Here is a 17,548-nt window from a genome sequence, read left to right on the forward strand (position 1 = left end):
TCAGTCAAAAAATTTCACCTGGGGGTACTTCCGGGGGTACCTTAACGAAAATTTAAAATATAAATTATTAATAAACAATAACTTGAAATCGCAATTCAATCCCTGTCGGGGACGATGAAATAGCTTCCAAAAATTAAACTAAATAAATTCAATACATTATAGAACCAATTTGATCCCTTCAAAGACTACCGACCTTCACACCGTCTTGAGTCCAATCAAGCTGACTTTGACCAAAGACGCATCAATGTTGGTACATTTGTTGGTATTTAATTTCTAAAATAAAAAATACTTCAATAATTTCAATGTATTGAATGACGTTTTCGAGAGAGACTCTGGCAAGACGCAAGCACGTTTGCGACGTGCCTAATCCCTTCGAGAGCCGTAGGTTGGGCAGCGTCACGCAAAGCCTAACGCTTACTGCGTAATAATTATTGGTTTTGCGTCCGCTCCGCGGACAGATGTTTAAGTGCCGGTTCCGCCCGGCGGGACGGGTCCATTTCTTTTGCTTCGCCAAAAGAAATGGACGAAAGAAAAGGCGACCCAACAGCGCTGCGAAACCCCGACTCCAAAGCCCTTTCCAAGGCGCCGCCAAACTCGCGGGGCGCTAACGTCGCCCCGCTCAAACAGGAGGCGGCTTAAAACCTTGGAAAGGGCTTCGGAGTCGGCTTGCGCTGATGGGATAGGGGCAAGTCGGTTCGGTTCAACAATCGGATACGCTAACTCAGTGCAATGCCCGTAAACAGCTGGCACATTTGCGACGCACCCGCTTCCCTTCAAGCCTGCCGCCGGGCAGCCCCGGCATTAAAAACCATCATCCGCGCAGCGGATTCTACTTACTGCTTCAAAATACAGCCGGTTTTCCACCCTATTCCCTTGCCTCGCAAGCCTTCCCTCCGGATAATCCCATCCGTGCCGTTCAATAGCGGCATCAGGTTTGGCGACCTGTTACCTAAGGCGGACTGACGCAGCTTTGACTGCGGCTTGTCCACACACACCATTGCTACGCGCAATCCATGGCGGGCCGTGGTGGGGATACCTCCGGGTATGCCGGTTCCTTAGGTCCGGTTCGCCAACCCTGCCATGCGCCTGCCACCCTCGTTTGGCGACGAGCGGCCGGCGAAACAACCTAAGGAGGGTTTTGCCATGCCTAGCATCACCCGCAGTTCGTCTCACCTTGCCATTTCCCTGAAAAACCGTCACCCCGCCCGCAGCCGCTGGCTGCTGCACAATCAAGCCCCCACCCATCCGCCCAGCCTGCTGGCCATGACCCGGCTGCATGAAGCCTTTGCCGCCTTGCAAGAGCAATTGGCCGGCAAGGACCAAGCCAAGGTCAGAGAGCCGGCCGCGCGCGTGGCGCATGTGTGCCACGACATCGAGCAGGCAGTGGTGGAGTCCATCTGCCACCTAGCTCACGGCCAGTTGGGTTTGCAATCCGTGATCGATTTACTAGCTTGCCTGGGCGACGACGTGCGCCTGCCATCCAGCCGCATCAAGGAATTGCTGGAGCCGCTGGATAAACGCATGGGCGAATCGCTAACCCTGCTCACCCGCGTGCTGTAAGCGCCACAAACATCTCGCGCAGGGAACCACCGCACGGCGCCAGCCCTGCGGTTTTTTTCTGCCTGGGTTCAGACCTCCTCCTGCCGGCAACTCCAGCCTATCAATCTACGCCGCTGAACTTTGTCGCCTTAGCCATTTCCCGCCGCGCGGGCATGCTGCCTTCAAATCCTAAGAGCCTGTTCACGATCTTTGTTTTGTGGGCCTAGCTTGTGGAAAACACGTTTCCGATGCACCCCGTCCCTTCAAGCCTGCCGACGGGTGGCAGGCCCGAGGTTTTAAGCGGCTGCCTGTTTGAGTCCCGCGAAGTTAGCGCGCATCGCTGAGCGAATCTTTACGTGCGAGGCTTGGCCTCGCCCAGTAAGAGATTCGCACGCAGTGAGTTCAGCCGCGCCTCGGGCCTGACGGGAACCGACGGGAAGCCGCAGGCCAGGCTTGCAGGGTGGCCTTTAGGGGTGGAGGGGATATTTGGCCAAGCAAATATCCCCTCCCTGCTTGCCGGGCAGTCCCGGCAAAGAAAATGGCTATCCGCGAAGCGGATACAAAGCCAAAAAGATCGTGAACACGTTCTCAGCAGCTTTATGGGCTAGGCCACGCCCGCCATGACCGGGTGGCCAAAACAGGGAAGGCAAGATGACCTCAACCACTTTGCTGCGCCAGAATCCGCAACGCCCCCGTTCACTCCTGCCTGACTATTTGATGCGGCGGGTGGACCGCATCTGCCGGCTGGAGCGCTGGCGCGACGCCGACCGCGCCGGCTGGCTGGAAACGCTGGGCCGCCAGCTTCACGAAGACGGCGTGCCGGCGGCGGAGTTGGTTGCGGCGCTGGATGCCCATCTTTATGTCCATCACCCTGAGCATGCCCACCCCGACGACGTGGAAGCATTTGAAGAGCCGGCGGCGATTCTGGAATTCGACGCGCATCTGCCGCGCCCGCCAGCCGAGCGGCTGGCTGCCAAGCACAACAACTGCGCAAGCTGCCGCCACTGGCACGGCGAAGCCACCATCCCGGATGCCCGGCAACGAGCCGCCATGCTAGCGGGACTGCCCACGCCGCGGCTGGGCAACGCCACGGTGGGCGTCTGCGCCGCTGGCTACCGCCCGTGGCGGGTGTCCAATCTGGTGGACTGCGCGGACTATCTGCGCTGGCACTATATCGGCGAGTGCGCCCGCATCGATACAGACGGATGCAAACCGTAACCAAAACAAGGATTTAATTTTTGGAAACGGTGCCGATATTAAGTACAGGCAGTACCCGATAGTCTTACCATGGAGAGCAGCCTAGCGGCGAATCCGGAAGCCATCTTCACCTCTGACGACAGCTTAGCGCCATTGCCCGCTACCCTACGCAGACACCCACCAGACCGCGCCCCAGGCCGGGAGCCCTGTAGCTACGGCGACGGTCACGCTGCGAACGATGCGACGAGCGAAGACGCTGGATGGCCGAATAGCCATCCTTAGCAAGGCCACCACGCGCGGTGGCCTTTGTCATGCCAACCGCCTATGCCGCTGCGGTTTTACCAAGCGTTTACGTCTCTTCACGGCAATTGCCGGCATTTTTGCGGTCTATCCCTGTTTAGCCATCGCAATAGGAATAGAAAGCCATGCTGGAGAATTATTTCCCCATTCTGCTGTTCATCGTGGTGGGCCTCCTGGTGGGCGTGCTGCCCATGCAGGCCGGCCGCTTCCTGGGCCCCAACCGGCCGGACCCGGAAAAGCTGTCGCCTTACGAATGCGGCTTCAATGCCTTTGAGGACTCGCGGATGCGCTTCGACGTGCGCTACTACCTGGTGGCCATTCTGTTCATCCTGTTCGATCTCGAAGTGGCCTTCATGATTCCGTGGGCGGTGACGCTGAAGGACGAACTGGGCCTGTTCGGCCTGGGCGCCATGGCGGTGTTCCTGGGTTTCCTGACCATAGGCTTCATCTACGAGTGGAAGAAGGGCGCGCTAAGGTGGGAGTGAGGCGCGGCACGCCCCAATCTGGCTGCCTTGCGGAAAACCATTCGCCCGGCCGGACCCAACAGGCATGATTTTCTGTCCATGACTAGGCCATCGCGCAGCGGGATAGAGTAGCATGCCGCTTTGCCCGCATGCCGCCCGCGCCGGGCCGTTCCGGAAACCGGGCGCTGGCGCGACGCGCGATTGGACGTCCTTCATGAGCAAAACCTCCATCATTCTCACAGCCTGCGTCACGGTGTTTCTGGCGCAGCTGGGCATCACCATGTATCTGCCGGCGCTGCCCACGCTCGCCAAAGTTTTTGCCTGCCCGCCGCAAGATGTGGCGCTGGCCTTGTCGGCTTTTTTGATTGGCATGGCGGCGCCCATGCTGGTTTGGGGCGGCTTGAGCGAGCGCTATGGACGGAAAATCATTCTGTCGATGGCCCTGCTGCTGTATGCGCTATGCAGCGCGGCCATGCCGTTGACGCATCAGGTGGAGGTTTTCATCCTGCTGCGCTTCCTGCAGGGAATGGGCGCCAGCGGCATGTCGGTGATGTCGCGGGTGATGATCAAGGACCACTTCAGCGGCGCGCAGCTGGCCAAGAGCCTGTCCTGGCTCTCCATCGCTTTTGTGGTGTCTTTGGGTGTGGGTCAATTCATGGGGGCGGCGCTGCTGGCCGCACTGGGCTGGCAAGCCATCTTCCTCAGCCTGGGCATCTCCACGCTGGCGCTGCTGCTGGTACTGGCGCGCCAGCCTTCGCCGGCCTCGCCGCGCGCGGACAAGGCGCATTCCGCCCTCCAAGCCTACGCCGCGCTGCTGCGCAGCCGCGGCTTTCTGCTGCCCGCGCTGGCGGGCGGACTGGGCTATTCGGTCATCATCACCTTCAATGCCTGCGCGCCGTTCATCTTCCAAATGCGCTGCATTGGAGCGCGTCGGAATACGGGCTGCTGGGGTGGCCCATCAGCCTGTCTTATTTCGCCGGAGCCTGGCTGGTAAACCGCTACGTGGTCCGGAAAGGACGGCATTTCTTCATCCTGTCAGGCCTGAGCCTGTTGCTGGCCGGCTGCGCGGCGATGCTGCTGGGCGGCATCGCGCAAATCTCCCTGCTGCTGTGGCTGCCCTATTGCCTGGCCGTGATCGGGCAGGCGATGAACTACCCAGTCAGCCTGGCCATCGCCACAGAGAACGCTCCCGTAGACGGCCCGTATGCCATGGCCTTGTGCGGCTTCATGCATCAATTGATGGCCGCGGCCATCGGCGCCATCGCCGGCACCTTGGCCGGCCAGCCCATCTGGCTGTGCGCCGGCCTGATGTGCCTGCTGGCGCTGGCAGCCTTCAGCGCATTAGCGCGCAGCCGCCAGCCCTCAATAGCGCCGATCTAGGACCATGCCCTAAGGGGCGCTTACACCAGATTGCCGCCCAGGATCACCATGGCGAAGCCCAGGTAGATCAGCACGCCGACGAAGTCGCAAATGCTGGTCAGCATGGGCGAGGACAGGGTGGCCGGGTCCGCGCCGAACTTCTTGGCGGCAAACGGCAATACCGCGCCGATGATGGAGCCGGTGACGGTGCAGGCAAACATGGACACGCCCACCACCAGCAGGATGTCGCCGCCGGGGGACTTGGTGAAATGGGCCATCACCACCTCGGCCAGCGCCACCACGCAGGCCAGCATGGTGGCGATCACGATTTCCTTCTTCAACACCAGAAACACGTCCTTGGCCCGGACTTTCAGGTCCTGCAGCGCGATGGAGCGGATAACCAAAGTGGCCACCTGGCTGGCGGAGTTGCCGCCCATGTCCACGATGGCCGGCAGGAAGGCCGCCAGGATGATGGCCTTGTCCAGCAGCTCGGCCTGGCCGGCGATGATGCTGCTGGTCAAGATGCCAAAGGCCGTGAGAATGAGCAGCCACATGGCGCGGACGCGGAAAATGCGCCAGATGCCATCGCGTTTCATGTCCAGATCATTGCCGTCTATGGCGTGGTTGCCGCCGAAATCCACGATATCGTCGGCCACTTCCTTGACGTAATCGGCGTTGACCCAACGCATGCCCTGGGCGTCGGTCATGTAAATCTTGCTGGTTTGATTCATTTGATAGTCCATTTCTTCCTGGCGCCATGTCGCCAGCGCCGCGGCGCATCCGGCCGCGCTGACGGTGCGCGCCAATATCCAGTGGTCGATGACTGGAATACATCATTAAGTATGGGAATCATTGCTTTTCCCTTGGCGCAGGCCCGCCCATCGTCAGGCAGGGTTGAAAAGACCAACCTGCCCGTCTCCAAACGGTAAACAAGCGCTGGCGGGAAACATGCGCCGGAAAAGCGGACGGACGGAAATGCCCTGCCTGCCCCCATGGCTGCCCCTTGCTCATGCGCGAGGACGCAACCGCTCCCGCCGCAGGAAGGCGCCGCCCGTCTTCGCATGACAGACGCAAGGACAGCTCCGCGCCGCAACGGAAAATTACAAGGGAGAGACAGACGCGACTTGCCGCGCCCACCTTCCAGGCCATGCCGACGGGACGGCCGCAGTCCCGCCGCGACCTAGGTCAGCGGGACGACGGCTCCAGCCGGCACGGTCGAGGCTCTGGTTCTTCAGACATCGAAATCTCCGTGTGGCGGATCAAGAAAAACCGGGCAAGCGGGCGCAATGGCGGCGCGTGCCGGGTGCTTGGTTTCGGCAGAAACAGGCGGATGCGATGCGGCGGACCCACGGCCGGCCGGCGCCGCCCCCAAGGGGCGAAATGGGGAAGTACGATGGCCCAGGGGCCGATGGCGCCTCACCCTGCTTGGCAGGATGCGGCAGAAGAAGAATCAGACTGCGCGAATCCCGCAAAGCGACGCGGCGATGGAAAATCGCCTACACCCGTCGTTGTTCATGACGAACCTTTGCTCTGTGGATAACGCGGCAGACTATAGCGGCCATGGGGAGCCCAGGCAAACCTTGTAACCAGGGTTTTACACTTTTATCGCCAGATCGCGTCAAAATCCCATATGAAGATGACTTATCGGTACAGATATTCCATCTGCACGCCTGGACAAGGCCACCACCCCGCGCGCTACAATACCATCAGCATCTTCAGCCCCGCCCTCTTGAATAAGCCGCTACGCCATGAAGCCATCCCTCCTCGCCGCCGCGCTGGGCATCGCTTGTCTATTGCCGGCTACCCAGGCTCCTGCCGCGTCTGACGCCGCCAGCCGGCAGACGGATGTCTTCCGCCAGGGCCTAGCCGTGTTTCGACAACAGCAAGCGCTAGCGCCGCAAGCCGCGCTGCGCTACCGCGCGCTGCCGGCGGAAGGCCTGGCTGCCGCGGGCCTGCCCGAGCTGCTGCTGAGCGGCGGCAAGCTGCCGCTGGCTGCGGACGCCAGCTTCGATCCGGCCGGCATCGCCGCCGGCCAGACGCTGCGCGCCGTCTCCCGGCATGGCCGCCGCTTCGCCTGGCGGCCTGACATCCGCAGCCCGGGCGTACCGGCCGGCGCGCGCCGCCTGGGCGACCTGCGGCTGGAATGCCTGGTGGATGCGCAAAGCGGCCTCAATCCCGGCGCCGGCAACTGCGTTCCCGCCGGACGCAAGGCCGACTGCCAGGATGAGCCGGTCAGCTGCCTGCGCGAGGCCTCGTTGATGCTGCTGGGCCAGTTGCGCCAGACGGCGCAGCTGGACGTCCCGGCCAGTCCCTACCAGCGCAAAACGCATTATCTGTTCATCGCCGAGCGCCCCTTGTTCGGCATCACCCTGAGCGATGGCGCGCGGCAACTGGCTTTGCCCACCGTCTGGCTGTACGGCAGCGCGCTGGACGCCGGCCCCTTCGTCAGCTGGCCCTACCCGCGCCAATATCTGTACTCGCTGCCGCTGGAATCGGCCGACTGGCCGGACGACACCCTGGTCGTCTTCCAAGCCATGGAGCCAGCATGAAAGCGCGCCGTCTCGCCGCGATTGGACTGGCGCTCGCCCTGGCCGGCTGCGCCAGCGTCGGCAATGATAGACTGCAGGACGCGGACAGCAGCCGCATCCGCCTGCTCTTGCAGGACACGCAGACACCGCAGCGCGATCGCCTGCGCGCCCTGCTGGGCCGGCCTGACGATACCGTTCGCTTCGACAACGGCCGCGAAGTGTGGGTGTACCGCTCGGACAAATACGCGCCCAAATGGCAGAACTTCACCAAGATCGCGCCCTTCCTGCGCGCGCAGACGCACAGCGTCAAGGAGCTGACGGTGCTGTTCTCCCCAACCGGCCAGGCGCTGCAATGGCGGCTGCAGGACGAGAGCCGCGACGAAAACACCGGCCTGCTCAACCGCGGCGTGTCCGTGCCTGCGCGTCCCGGCTGAACAAAGACCATCGGGCGGCGGGCAATTGTGTAACATTCACACTTTATGACACCCGCCCGCCGCCATGATCGTCCGCCACATTCCGTCCTGGTTCCGCTTATTGTTCGTCTGGCACGGCTCGGTGCTGCCGCGCAGCGTGGCACACCGCCCAGTCCATCCCAAGCAAACCTCAATCTTCTCTTTTTCACCCATATTGCGTATATCGACATTTTCGATTAGGATCGCCCCCGGCAATAATTTATTGCAATTTTTTTACATTACTTAACAATAAATGAAGACAAATATGAAACGCTTGCTGCTGCCCGCCGCCGCCGTTCTGGCTTTGAGCCTGACCGGTTGCGCCTCTATCCTCAATGACCAGACCCAACAAGTGAATGTGTCCAGCTCCACCGGCTCCGAGATCAAGGGCACCGTTGATGGCACGCCGTTCAAGGCCCCTGGCATCGTCGAACTGAAGCGTGAAAACAAGAACAAGATCTTCATGACGGAAACCGAAGGCTGCGCTGCGAAAACCGTGGTTGAAAAATCCGTTGATCCGAAGTTCTTCATCAACATCCTGAGCGGCGGCGCATTCGGTTCCACCACCGACTACTCCACCGAAAAGATGTGGAAGTACGCTGATAATGTAGTTGTGTCCTGCAAAAAATAATGTTTTTCCGGGATATTCTCGCCAAGGGCGGCAGACTTGCCGCCTTTTTTTGCGCTTGGGGCGTATGCGCGGCTCAAGCCAGCGCAGCCTTGCCTGAACACTTATTGGAACAGGCACGCGACTTGCGTTTGTCAGAAAGAAGCGAGTGGCAGGCTTTGTTGCACAGCCAGCATGGACTGCCCTTGATCGATGACCCGTCGTTTTTGCTCTCTTTGCCGTCGTTTTCACCTGAAAAGGAACTGGAAGCGACATTGAAGGCCCTGTACGGCGAAGATCACGCAGCCTATTGCCGCTTCCCGGCGCGCTACTGGTGGCTCCGCCGCGAACTGAACGCGCCAGAACTGCCACTGACCAACTGTCCGGAAATCGCTGATTTTCGCGCGCGCGCGCCGATGGACAGCATCAGCCTGGTCTTCGCCAGCGAAAACCAAACCCAGCCGGCCAGCATGCTGGGGCATGCTTTCCTGAAAATTGCCGGGCAGACTCAAGACGGCCAGACACGCGAGCACGCCATCTCCTTCTATACCGACGCCGACACCTGGAATGTGCCCAAGCTGCTGGTAGACAGCCTGGTTTTCGGCAAGAACGGCTATTTCTCGCTATCGCCATACCATGAGCAGCGGCAACGCTATGTGGATCATGAGCAGCGCAGCCTCTGGGAGTACGATCTGGCGCTGGATCCCTGGCAGCGGGAGCTTGTGCGTTTACATTTGCTGGAACTCAAGCAGACGCGCCTGACTTATTTTTTCCAGAAATACAATTGCGCCACGGTCATCCACTTCATCTTGGGCTTGAGCGGCCGCCCGCTGCCTGCCAAAGCTTGGCTAAGTCCCAAAGACGTGGTGCAAGAGGCCAGCCAAGCGGGACTGATCCAGGCCAGCCGCATGATTGCACCCAGCCGCTGGCTGGTTAGGACCTTGAATCAATCGTTACCCGCCTCCAGACAACGGGAAAACCTGCATGCCTTGCAAGCCGGCACTATGCCTGGCGGCCTGGAACGATCCCCCTCTCGCGATAGTTTTCTGCAACTGGAACATGCCCAAGCCCTCAACCAGTACCTATTCCTGGAAGGCCGGCTCAGCCGCCAAACCTGGCAGGACAACGCCAGCCAGCTCGATCAGCTTCGGGCGCGCGACTACGCGGAGCTGTCGCTCGATCTGAGCAAGGGCTTTGGCCCGCTGGACACACCGCCCACCGCGCAAGCCAGCCTGGCCTGGCTTCATCGCGATGGCCGCCAGCAGCTGCAGATCAAGCTATTGCCGGCCTCCCATCTACTGGAAGACGACAACCGCGGTTACAACCATGAGAACGAGCTGCAAATCCTCTCACCAACGATAAGCCTACCGCTGAACGGCGGCGCACCTCGGCTGCGGCAACTGGTGTTGTACGGCATGCAAACGCTGCTGCCGCGCGACCCGATCACCGGAGGAGTGGCAGGAAAGCTTAGCATCGCCTATCAGTCTCAGTTGGACGGCGACCTGCAAGAACGTCAGGTCATGCAAGTTGGCGGCGCCATCGGTTTGGCCCGTCGATTGCTGCCCGATGCCGATGTCTACGCACTGGCTGGCGGCGGCTTGGCTACCGGCGGTGAACAGGGCTTTGCCTATGGCGAGCTGGAAGGCGGCGTCATGTTGCGCGAAATCTGGAACATGAAAACCTGGCTCGCGCTCAGTCGTCATTTCAACGAGGCGGACAGCCACAGCGCCTTTAGCCGAGTGGCCTGGAAACAAATGCATTATTTGAGCCGGCAACAGAGCCTGTTCGCCTCCTGGCAACAGGAAACTGGGGGGCGCCGCAACCGGCGAGAATGGCAGCTGGGCTTCAAGCAATTGTTTTGAGCGAGTGAGACGGAAGCCCCTCGTCATGGCATTCGTTTATGCTGTAGCCTTCACCAGTCCTAACCTTGCCCATGCCATGATCGTCCGCCACATTCCTTCCTGGTTCCGCTTATTGTTCGTCTGGCACGGCTCGGTGCTGCCGCGCGTCTGGCCGCGCCTGCTCATCGTGTTCGGCGTGGCGCTGCTCGCCGCCGCGCTGCGCCACTGGTGGCTGCAAAGCCTGCATGATTCCTCGCTGAGCATCCCGGCCTTCGCCCTCTTGGGCGTGTCGCTGGCCATCTTCCTGGGCTTTCGCAACTCGGTCAGCTACGACCGCTTCTGGGAAGCGCGCAAGCTGTGGGGCGGCCTGGTGATCGCCAGCCGCTCGCTGACGCGTCAGGTCTTGGCCGCGCTGGGCGACGGCGAGGACAGCCGCCGCTTCATCGCCGGCCTATGCGCCTTCGCCTACGCCTTGAAGGGCCAGCTGCGCGGCGAAGACATTGCCGCCCATTTGCACCGGCTGCTGCCGCCGGATGAATTGGCGCGCGTACTGGCCGGCCGCTTCCGCCCGGCGCTGATCCTGGCCTGGCTGGGCCGCGAGGCGCAGGCCATGCAGCGCGCGGGCCTGCTGTCCGAACTGCAATGGCACGCGCTGGACCGCAATCTGAACGCCTTGTCGGAAATCCTGGGCGGCTGCGAGCGCATCGCCTCCACCCCCATGCCCTTCACTTACCGCGTACTGCTGAACCGCACGGTGACGATCTACTGCCTGTTGCTGCCCGCCGGCCTGGTCAGCAGCATAGGCTGGCTGACGCCGCCCATCGCGGTGTTCATCGCCTACACCTATTTCGCGCTGGAAGAGATCGCCGAGGAGCTGGAGGAACCCTTCGGCACCGAGGGCAACGATCTGCCGCTGGCCGCCTTGTGCCACACCATAGAAAGCTCGCTGCGCGAGATGCAGGGCCTGCCGCTGGAGCTGCCGCCGCCGCCGCGCCAGGGCATCTACCTGCATTGAACAGCGGTAGCAATGACAATGGCTTTTCCCTAGAATGGACGGTCCCGAACCCAGTCCGGCCCGCCCATGACCCTGTCCCGCCTGTTGCTGAATTTCGTCTCGCGCCATTGGCGCGCCTACATCCTAGCCGCGCTGATGCTGGCCTCGGTGGCGGTCATGACCGTGATGATCCCGCGCCAGGTGGGCCACATCGTGGATGCCCTGGTGGCCCGCAAGCTGGCCGAAGACGAGCTGCTCAAGCAGCTGGCCTGGCTGCTGGGCATGGGCCTGTCCATTTACTTCCTGCGCGTGGGCTGGCGGCTGCAGCTGTTTTCCGTGTCCTACCAGCTGGGCGTGGAGCTGCGCACCCGGCTGTACAAGCAGCTGTCGCGCCAAGGGCCGGGCTTCTTCCAGCGCCAGCGCACCGGCGACTTGATGGCGCTGGCCACCAATGACATCGATTCCGTGGAAATGGCCGCCGGCGAAGCCATGCTGGCCGGTTTCGACGGAGCGCTGTCCCTGGTGCTGGTGCTGGGCATGATGACGCTGGGCGTGGACTGGCGGCTGGCACTGGCAGCGCTGCTGCCCTTCCCCTTCATGGCCATGGGCTTCTCCCGCATCGCCAAATACATCCACCAACATTGGGACGAGGCGCTGAAGCGCTTCGGCAAGCTCAACAACCATGTGCAGGAAACGCTGAGCGGCGTGCGCACCTTGCGCGCCCTGGGCCTGGAAGCGCGCAACGACGCCGAACTGGCAAAGCTGGCCGAGGCCGCCGCCCACAGCAGCTTCGAGGCGCAACGCGGAGAGGCGGCGTTCGAACCGGTGGTGGGCGTGTCCCTGGTTTCCGCCACCGCCATCGCGCTGACGGTGGGCGGCTACCTGGTATGGCATGGCCAGCTGACCATAGGCGCGCTGACCAGCTTCAATATGTATCTGGTGCAGCTGATCTGGCCGATGTTCGCGGCCGGCTGGGTGTTGTCGCTGCTGCAGCGCGGCTCCGCCGCCTGGCAACGCCTGCAGCCGGTGCTGGACGCCCAGCCGGACGTGGCCGACGCCGGCGGCCGCGCCGAGCTGCCCCCCGGCGCCCTGCATTTCGACAAGCTGACTTTCCACTACGCGCCGGATGCCGCCGCCGCGCTGCGCCAGGTGTCCATAGATCTGCCGCCTGGCCGCACCCTGGGCGTGGTCGGCCCCACCGGCAGCGGAAAGTCCACGCTGCTGAAGCTGCTGCTGCGGCAATACCCGCTGCAACAAGGCAATATCCGCTGGAACGGCGTGGACATCGCCGACTACCGCCTGGCGACGCTGCGCGGCGCCATCAGCTGGGTGCCGCAGGAAGCCTTCCTGTTCTCCGCCAGCGTGGCGGAGAACATCGCGCTGGCGCGGCCGGAAGCCAGCCAGGCCGACATTGAGCGCGTGGCGCGGCTGGCGGCGGTGCACGAGGACATCCTGCGCCTGCCGCAGGGCTACGCCACCCCGGTGGGCGAAAAAGGCGTGGCCCTGTCCGGCGGCCAGCGCCAGCGCGTGGCCATCGCCCGCGCCCTGCTGGCCGACGCGCCGCTGTTGCTGCTGGACGACGCCCTGTCCGCGGTGGACACCCAAACCGAGACGCAAATCCTGCAACACCTGCGCGAGGCGCGGCGCGGCCGCAGCGTGATCATCGTCAGCCACCGGCTGTCCGCCGTGGCCGACGCCGACCACATCATCGCGCTGCACCACGGCCACATCGCCGAACAAGGCAGCCACGAGCAACTGCTGCAAGGCGGCGGCTGGTACGCCAGCCAGTGGCGCTATCAACAACTGGAGGCCAGCCTCGATGCAATCTGACGCCACCCGCACCCAAACCCGCGAGGCCGTCGCCCTGCTGACCGACGCCGCCCGCCCCGACCTGAACCATCTGTGGCGCGGCGGCGGCTGGCTGCTGATCGCCGCCCTGCTGGAAGCGGCCGCCCCCTTGCTGGGCAAGGTCTTCATCGACAGCTACCTGCTGCCGCACCGGCTGGAATGGGGCGCCATCGGCGGCTTGCTGGCCGGCAGCCTGCTGCTGGGCGTGGCCGCCGCCGTGCTGCGCTACCGGCAATTGGTGCGGCTGGCCGGCGTGGCCATGCGCGCCGTGGTGCGGCTGCGCGAGCGCGTGTACGGCCACGTCATCCGCCTGCCCATGGCCTTTTTCGACCAGGCCATCACCGGCCAGCTGGTCAGCCGCGTCACCAACGACACCGAGTCGGTCAAGGCGCTGTATGTGCAGGCGCTGTTCGTCATCCTCAACAGCAGCATCGTGGTGCTGGGCGCGTTGGCGGCCATGGCCTGGCTGGACTGGCGGCTGATGCTGGTGACGCTGCTGCTGTTCCCGGCCACATTCGCCATCATCTGGCTGTACCAGCGGCTCAGCGCGCCATCGGTGGCGCGCGCGCGGGCGCTGCGCAGCGACATCAACGCGCAAATGGCGGAATCCATCTCCGGCATCGCCGTGCTGCAGGCCAGCAATGCCGAGGGCCGCTTCATCGGCCGCTTCGACGACACCAACCAGCGCTACTACCAGGCGCGGCTGCGCGAACTGAACGCCAACGCCTGGCTGCTGCGCCCGGCGCTGGACCTGCTCAACGTGCTGCTCTTGATCGCCGTGATCTACAGCTATGGCCAGCGCGAGCTGGGCGGCGTGGAAATCGGCGTGCTGTACGCCTTCGTCGGCTATATCGGCCGCGTGGTGGAGCCGCTGATCCAGATCACGCTGCAGTTTGGCCAGCTGCAGCAGGCCGTGGTGGCGGCCAGCCGCGTCAGCCACCTGCTGCGGGAGCCGGCCGCGCAAGAAACCGGCTCGGACGGCCGCATCGCCGCCGGCGCGGTCAGCTTCCGCGGCCTGCGCTTCGGCTACCAGCCCGAGCATCCGGTGCTGCATGACTTGAGCCTGGAGATTCCGGCCGGCGGCTTCGTCGGCATCGTCGGCCACACCGGCAGCGGCAAATCAACGCTGCTGTCCTTGCTGCTGCGCTTCTACCAGCCGCAGCACGGCGACATCCTGATCGACGGCCAGCCGCTGCAATCCATCAGCGACGCCGCCTTCCGCGCTGGCGTGGGCCTGGTGCCGCAAGACCCCTTCCTGCTGGCCGCCAGCGCGCGGGAAAACATAGACATGGGCCGCGGCCTGCCGCAAGCGCGCATAGAAGAGGCCGCCCGCGCCGCCGGCGTGCACGAGCTGATCCTGTCGCTGGAAAACGGCTACGACAGCGATATGGGCGAAAGCGGCGCGCGGCTGTCCAGCGGCCAGAAGCAGCTGATCGCCATCGCCCGCGCCCTGGCCGGCCAGCCGCGCATCCTGCTCTTGGACGAAGCCACCTCGCACATCGACAGCGAGACCGAGCAGCTGGTGCAGCAGGCGCTGACGCGGCTGGCCGGCAAGATCACGCTGATCTCCATCGCCCACCGCCTGTCCACCATACGCGACGCCGACACCATCATCGTGCTCAACCACGGCCGCATCGCCGAAACCGGCGACCATGAGCGGCTGATGCAGCTGGGCGGCATCTACCAGCGCCTCTATCTGCTGCAGCAGATGCAGACGGAAGAAGAGGAAGAGGCGTGAACGTGGAAATGCAGCGCGCGGCCATCCGCGCCGAGGTGGCAGCCATCACGCCCTGGGACGCGCTGGAGGCGGAGCACCGGCAGGACGCACTGGCCTGGATAGACTCCGGCGCTGAGCTATGGCGGCGGGAAAAACCCGCTACGCCGCCGGAGCATCTGTGCACCTATTTCGCGCTGGTTGACGATGCCGGCCTGCTGCTGGTGGACCACAAGAAGGCCGGCCTGTGGCTGCCGCCGGGCGGCCATGTCGATCCCGGCGAGCATCCGCGCGACGCCGTCGCGCGCGAGCTGTTCGAGGAGCTGGGCGTCAGCGGCATGAAGGTGCCCGCCGCTTCGTTCATCACGCGCACCGCCGTCGCCAGCCAGCACCTGGACGTGACGCTGTGGTACGCGCTGCCGGTTTCGCGCGGCCTGCCGCTGCGCCATGACGGCGCGGAATTCCGAGAGGCGCGCTGGTTCGACTTCGACCAGTTGCCTTACGCCGATAGCGATCCGCACCTGGCGCGCTTTGTCGCCAAGCGGGCAGCTTGCCTGGCCCGCGATGAAACGCCCGCCCTTGCTGTCGCCCGATAACCGCTTTTCAACCCAGCTCGCCACCGCCATGCACATCCGCCCCGCCCTCGCTCAAGACCTGGAAGACGTCATCGCTCTGCGGCTGGCCATGTTCGCCGAAACCGACGAATTGCAGCCCGCCTACTCCCGGGACGAGATAGCGCAAGCCACCCGCGCGTTTTTCAGCGACCACCTGGACTCCGCGCTGTCGCGCAGCTGGGTTGCCCTCCTGGAGCAACGGATCGTGGCGGTCGGCACGCTCGCCTTCTTCATCCGCCCGCCTTATCCTGGCAACGCCTCAGGCAAGGAGGCCTATCTGCTCAATATGTTCACGCTGCCGGCCTATCGCCGCCGCGGCTGCTCCAAGGCCATCCTGGAGCAGGCGCTCGCCCATGCCCGCGACAGCGGATGCGGCAAGGTCTGGCTGCACGCCTTCCCGGATGGCCTGGCGCTCTACCGCGCGGCGGGCTTCCGCCAGGATGAGAGCTATATGGAGTGGCTGCCCGCCTGACCCGGCGCATCGCGGCGCGCCAAGCCGCGCCGCCGCGCATGGCCGGAAAACATATAATTCGGCTGCGGCCGCGCCTCGCAACCAAGCATGGCGCGCCGCCTTTCTTGAAGATATTGGAGAGCCCATGTTTCGCCCGCTTTGCCTCGCCAGCCTGTGTTGCCTGCTGCTGGCCGCTCTGCCCTGCCGCGCCGACGAGGGCAAGGATCTCGATCTGTCCATCAGCACGGAGTTGATGACGCGGCAGACTTCCTACGGTAATTCCTCGCGGCTGCAGCCCAGCGTGGATATGCAGTACCGCACCCGCTTTGGCGCCCTATACGTGCAGGACGGCGAAGGCGGCTGGGCGCTGCCGGCGCCGGGCGGCTGGGTGTCGCTGGGCGTGGCGTCGGAGCCAGCCTGGAGCCTGGGCGGCGGCGTGTCGCAAAGCCTGTCCATCGCGCGCTATGGCGTGGACCTGCCGCGCGACGGCAGCCTGTCCTTCGGCTACGCCAGCCGCATCGGCAGCCGCCACCCCGGCCAGTTGCTGGTAGCCAGCCTGGACGCGCCGCTGGGCAGCTGGCATGGCCAGCAGTTCTCCGTGCTGGGCTGGGGCAGCCTGGCCAACCAGAAACGCCGGCTCGGTCTGAGCCACAGCGATGACGGCCAGGGCTGGCAGCTGGAGCAAAGCAATCTGCTGCTGGTGATGTCCCACCCCCTGGGCCAGCACTGGACGCTGGACCTGGGCGCCGGCAGCCGCTGGGCGGCGGAAAACACCGGTGGCCGCACCGCCGGCTGGCAGACGCTGCTGGGCTTCACCTGGAAACGTTGATGCGCTTCGACCCGCTGCCGCCAGAGGGCTGCCTGATAGACAGCCACTGCCATCTGGACGCGCCGGAGCTGGCGGCCGATGTGGACGGCGTCGTCGCCCGCGCGCAGGCGGCCGGCGTGGGCCAGCTCTTGGTGCCGGCGGTGTCGGCCGGCAATTTCAGCGACGTGCTGGCGATGCGCGAGCGCTATGGCTGCTGGATCGCCCTTGGCCTGCACCCCATCTATCTGGATCAACACCTGGACGATCACCTGGCCCTGCTGGACGCGGCGCTGGCGGCGCATGCGCCCGTCGCCGTCGGCGAAATCGGCCTGGATTTCTATCTGCCGGAGCTAGATCCGGCGCGGCAGGAGGCGCTGCTGGCGGAACAGCTGAAGCTGGCGCGCAAATACGGCCTGCCGGCGGTGCTGCATGTGCGGCGCTCGGTGGACCGCGTGCTCAAGCATCTGCGCGAGCAAAAGGTGGAAGGCGGCATCGCCCACGCCTTCAACGGCAGCGAGCAGCAGGCGCAGGCTTTCATCCGCCAGGGCTTCAAGCTGGGTTTCGGCGGCGCCATGACATACAGCGGCTCCCGCCGCATCCGCGCGCTGGCCGCCACCCTACCGCTGTCCAGCCTGGTATTGGAAACCGACGCGCCGGACATCCGGCCGGAATACGCTCAGGAGGTTCCCAATGAGCCGTGCCAGCTGGCCCGCTTCGTCGACATCCTGGCCGAATTGCGCGGCATGAAGGAAGCCGCGCTGCGAGACGCGCTGCGCGCCAACACGCTGGCGGCGCTGGCTTTGGCTTGAGCCTCGTCCCCTCTCCCCGCGCG

General features: G+C 63.9%; 17 protein-coding genes. 16 read left to right on the forward strand and 1 reads right to left on the reverse strand.

The window, feature by feature from the left end:
* Positions 1-1,143: 1,143 nt before the first annotated feature.
* The 5 genes from FYK34_RS15505 to FYK34_RS20730 all read left to right on the forward strand — a co-directional run bounded on the left by FYK34_RS15505 (position 1,144) and on the right by FYK34_RS20730 (position 4,880).
* Entirely contained in the window at positions 1,144-1,560 is a 417-nt protein-coding gene (locus FYK34_RS15505) for a DUF1484 domain-containing protein (RefSeq protein ID WP_149297937.1), read from the forward strand.
* A 630-nt stretch (positions 1,561-2,190) separates the two neighbouring features.
* The gene (locus tag FYK34_RS15510) at positions 2,191-2,757 is read left to right on the forward strand and encodes a hypothetical protein (RefSeq protein ID WP_149297940.1); all 567 of its coding nucleotides are present in this window, start codon (positions 2,191-2,193) and stop codon (positions 2,755-2,757) included.
* A gap of 404 nt (positions 2,758-3,161) precedes the next feature.
* Positions 3,162-3,521 (forward strand): NADH-quinone oxidoreductase subunit A, encoded by a 360-nt coding sequence (locus tag FYK34_RS15515; RefSeq protein WP_149297942.1) that lies wholly within the window; start codon positions 3,162-3,164, stop codon positions 3,519-3,521.
* Positions 3,522-3,714: 193 nt separating this feature from the next.
* Entirely contained in the window at positions 3,715-4,494 is a 780-nt protein-coding gene (locus tag FYK34_RS15520) for an MFS transporter (protein ID WP_196782504.1), read from the forward strand.
* Between the two features lie 8 nt (positions 4,495-4,502).
* A complete protein-coding gene (locus FYK34_RS20730; protein WP_196782506.1) occupies positions 4,503-4,880 on the forward strand; it encodes a hypothetical protein in 378 nt (125 codons plus the stop codon).
* A gap of 20 nt (positions 4,881-4,900) precedes the next feature.
* Here FYK34_RS20730 and FYK34_RS15525 read toward each other — a convergent pair whose 3' ends face one another.
* Positions 4,901-5,590, reverse strand: a complete 690-nt coding sequence (locus tag FYK34_RS15525) for a magnesium transporter (protein WP_168209768.1) — start codon at positions 5,588-5,590, stop codon at positions 4,901-4,903.
* 1,017 nt (positions 5,591-6,607) lie between these two features.
* Between FYK34_RS15525 and FYK34_RS15530 the strand changes: the two genes are divergently transcribed.
* The 11 genes from FYK34_RS15530 (at position 6,608) to FYK34_RS15580 (ending at position 17,525) form a co-directional block, all read left to right on the forward strand.
* Complete coding sequence (locus tag FYK34_RS15530) at positions 6,608-7,408, forward strand: hypothetical protein (RefSeq protein ID WP_149297947.1); 801 nt, start codon at positions 6,608-6,610, stop codon at positions 7,406-7,408.
* Positions 7,405-7,821: a hypothetical protein gene (locus FYK34_RS15535; protein WP_149297949.1), complete on the forward strand. Its 417-nt coding sequence runs from the start codon at positions 7,405-7,407 to the stop codon at positions 7,819-7,821. The genes FYK34_RS15530 and FYK34_RS15535 overlap by 4 nt, the downstream gene beginning before the upstream one ends.
* A gap of 283 nt (positions 7,822-8,104) precedes the next feature.
* The gene (locus FYK34_RS15540) at positions 8,105-8,470 is read left to right on the forward strand and encodes an adenosine deaminase (protein ID WP_149297951.1); all 366 of its coding nucleotides are present in this window, start codon (positions 8,105-8,107) and stop codon (positions 8,468-8,470) included.
* Positions 8,470-10,308 carry a lipoprotein N-acyltransferase Lnb domain-containing protein gene (locus tag FYK34_RS15545; protein ID WP_149297953.1) on the forward strand — a complete coding sequence of 613 codons (1,839 nt, stop codon included), beginning with the start codon at positions 8,470-8,472 and terminating at the stop codon, positions 10,306-10,308. The genes FYK34_RS15540 and FYK34_RS15545 overlap by 1 nt, the downstream gene beginning before the upstream one ends.
* A gap of 25 nt (positions 10,309-10,333) precedes the next feature.
* Complete coding sequence (locus FYK34_RS15550) at positions 10,334-11,302, forward strand: bestrophin family protein (RefSeq protein ID WP_231137287.1); 969 nt, start codon at positions 10,334-10,336, stop codon at positions 11,300-11,302.
* Positions 11,303-11,368: 66 nt separating this feature from the next.
* The gene (locus FYK34_RS15555) at positions 11,369-13,111 is read left to right on the forward strand and encodes an ABC transporter ATP-binding protein (protein ID WP_149297955.1); all 1,743 of its coding nucleotides are present in this window, start codon (positions 11,369-11,371) and stop codon (positions 13,109-13,111) included.
* On the forward strand, positions 13,101-14,867 hold the full coding sequence (locus FYK34_RS15560) for an ABC transporter ATP-binding protein (protein WP_149297957.1): 1,767 nt from the start codon (positions 13,101-13,103) through the stop codon (positions 14,865-14,867). The genes FYK34_RS15555 and FYK34_RS15560 overlap by 11 nt, the downstream gene beginning before the upstream one ends.
* On the forward strand, positions 14,864-15,439 hold the full coding sequence (locus tag FYK34_RS15565; RefSeq protein WP_196782508.1) for an NUDIX domain-containing protein: 576 nt from the start codon (positions 14,864-14,866) through the stop codon (positions 15,437-15,439). The genes FYK34_RS15560 and FYK34_RS15565 overlap by 4 nt, the downstream gene beginning before the upstream one ends.
* Positions 15,423-15,929, forward strand: coding sequence for a GNAT family N-acetyltransferase (locus FYK34_RS15570; protein WP_168209769.1), 507 nt, complete (start codon positions 15,423-15,425; stop codon positions 15,927-15,929). Before FYK34_RS15565 ends, FYK34_RS15570 begins: the two co-directional genes overlap by 17 nt.
* A 124-nt stretch (positions 15,930-16,053) precedes the next feature.
* On the forward strand, positions 16,054-16,737 hold the full coding sequence (locus FYK34_RS15575) for a hypothetical protein (protein WP_149297961.1): 684 nt from the start codon (positions 16,054-16,056) through the stop codon (positions 16,735-16,737).
* Positions 16,737-17,525 (forward strand): TatD family hydrolase, encoded by a 789-nt coding sequence (locus tag FYK34_RS15580; RefSeq protein WP_149297963.1) that lies wholly within the window; start codon positions 16,737-16,739, stop codon positions 17,523-17,525. The genes FYK34_RS15575 and FYK34_RS15580 overlap by 1 nt, the downstream gene beginning before the upstream one ends.
* The last annotated feature ends 23 nt before the right edge of the window (positions 17,526-17,548 follow it).

The organism is Chromobacterium paludis (genome assembly GCF_008275125.1).
Lineage (GTDB): Bacteria > Pseudomonadota > Gammaproteobacteria > Burkholderiales > Chromobacteriaceae > Chromobacterium > Chromobacterium paludis.

Excerpts from the sequence above, each read along its gene's own strand:
- FYK34_RS15505 (WP_149297937.1), top strand. The coding sequence starts at position 1,144 with ATGCCTAGCATCACCCGCAGTTCGTCTCACCTTGCCATTTCCCTGAAA.
- FYK34_RS15510 (WP_149297940.1), top strand. The coding sequence starts at position 2,191 with ATGACCTCAACCACTTTGCTGCGCCAGAATCCGCAACGCCCCCGTTCA.
- FYK34_RS15515 (WP_149297942.1), top strand. The coding sequence starts at position 3,162 with ATGCTGGAGAATTATTTCCCCATTCTGCTGTTCATCGTGGTGGGCCTC.
- FYK34_RS15520 (WP_196782504.1), top strand. The coding sequence starts at position 3,715 with ATGAGCAAAACCTCCATCATTCTCACAGCCTGCGTCACGGTGTTTCTG.
- FYK34_RS15525 (WP_168209768.1), bottom strand. The coding sequence starts at position 5,590 with ATGAATCAAACCAGCAAGATTTACATGACCGACGCCCAGGGCATGCGT.
- FYK34_RS15530 (WP_149297947.1), top strand. The coding sequence starts at position 6,608 with ATGAAGCCATCCCTCCTCGCCGCCGCGCTGGGCATCGCTTGTCTATTG.
- FYK34_RS15535 (WP_149297949.1), top strand. The coding sequence starts at position 7,405 with ATGAAAGCGCGCCGTCTCGCCGCGATTGGACTGGCGCTCGCCCTGGCC.
- FYK34_RS15540 (WP_149297951.1), top strand. The coding sequence starts at position 8,105 with ATGAAACGCTTGCTGCTGCCCGCCGCCGCCGTTCTGGCTTTGAGCCTG.
- FYK34_RS15545 (WP_149297953.1), top strand. The coding sequence starts at position 8,470 with ATGTTTTTCCGGGATATTCTCGCCAAGGGCGGCAGACTTGCCGCCTTT.
- FYK34_RS15550 (WP_231137287.1), top strand. The coding sequence starts at position 10,334 with ATGGCATTCGTTTATGCTGTAGCCTTCACCAGTCCTAACCTTGCCCAT.
- FYK34_RS15555 (WP_149297955.1), top strand. The coding sequence starts at position 11,369 with ATGACCCTGTCCCGCCTGTTGCTGAATTTCGTCTCGCGCCATTGGCGC.
- FYK34_RS15560 (WP_149297957.1), top strand. The coding sequence starts at position 13,101 with ATGCAATCTGACGCCACCCGCACCCAAACCCGCGAGGCCGTCGCCCTG.
- FYK34_RS15575 (WP_149297961.1), top strand. The coding sequence starts at position 16,054 with ATGTTTCGCCCGCTTTGCCTCGCCAGCCTGTGTTGCCTGCTGCTGGCC.
- FYK34_RS15580 (WP_149297963.1), top strand. The coding sequence starts at position 16,737 with ATGCGCTTCGACCCGCTGCCGCCAGAGGGCTGCCTGATAGACAGCCAC.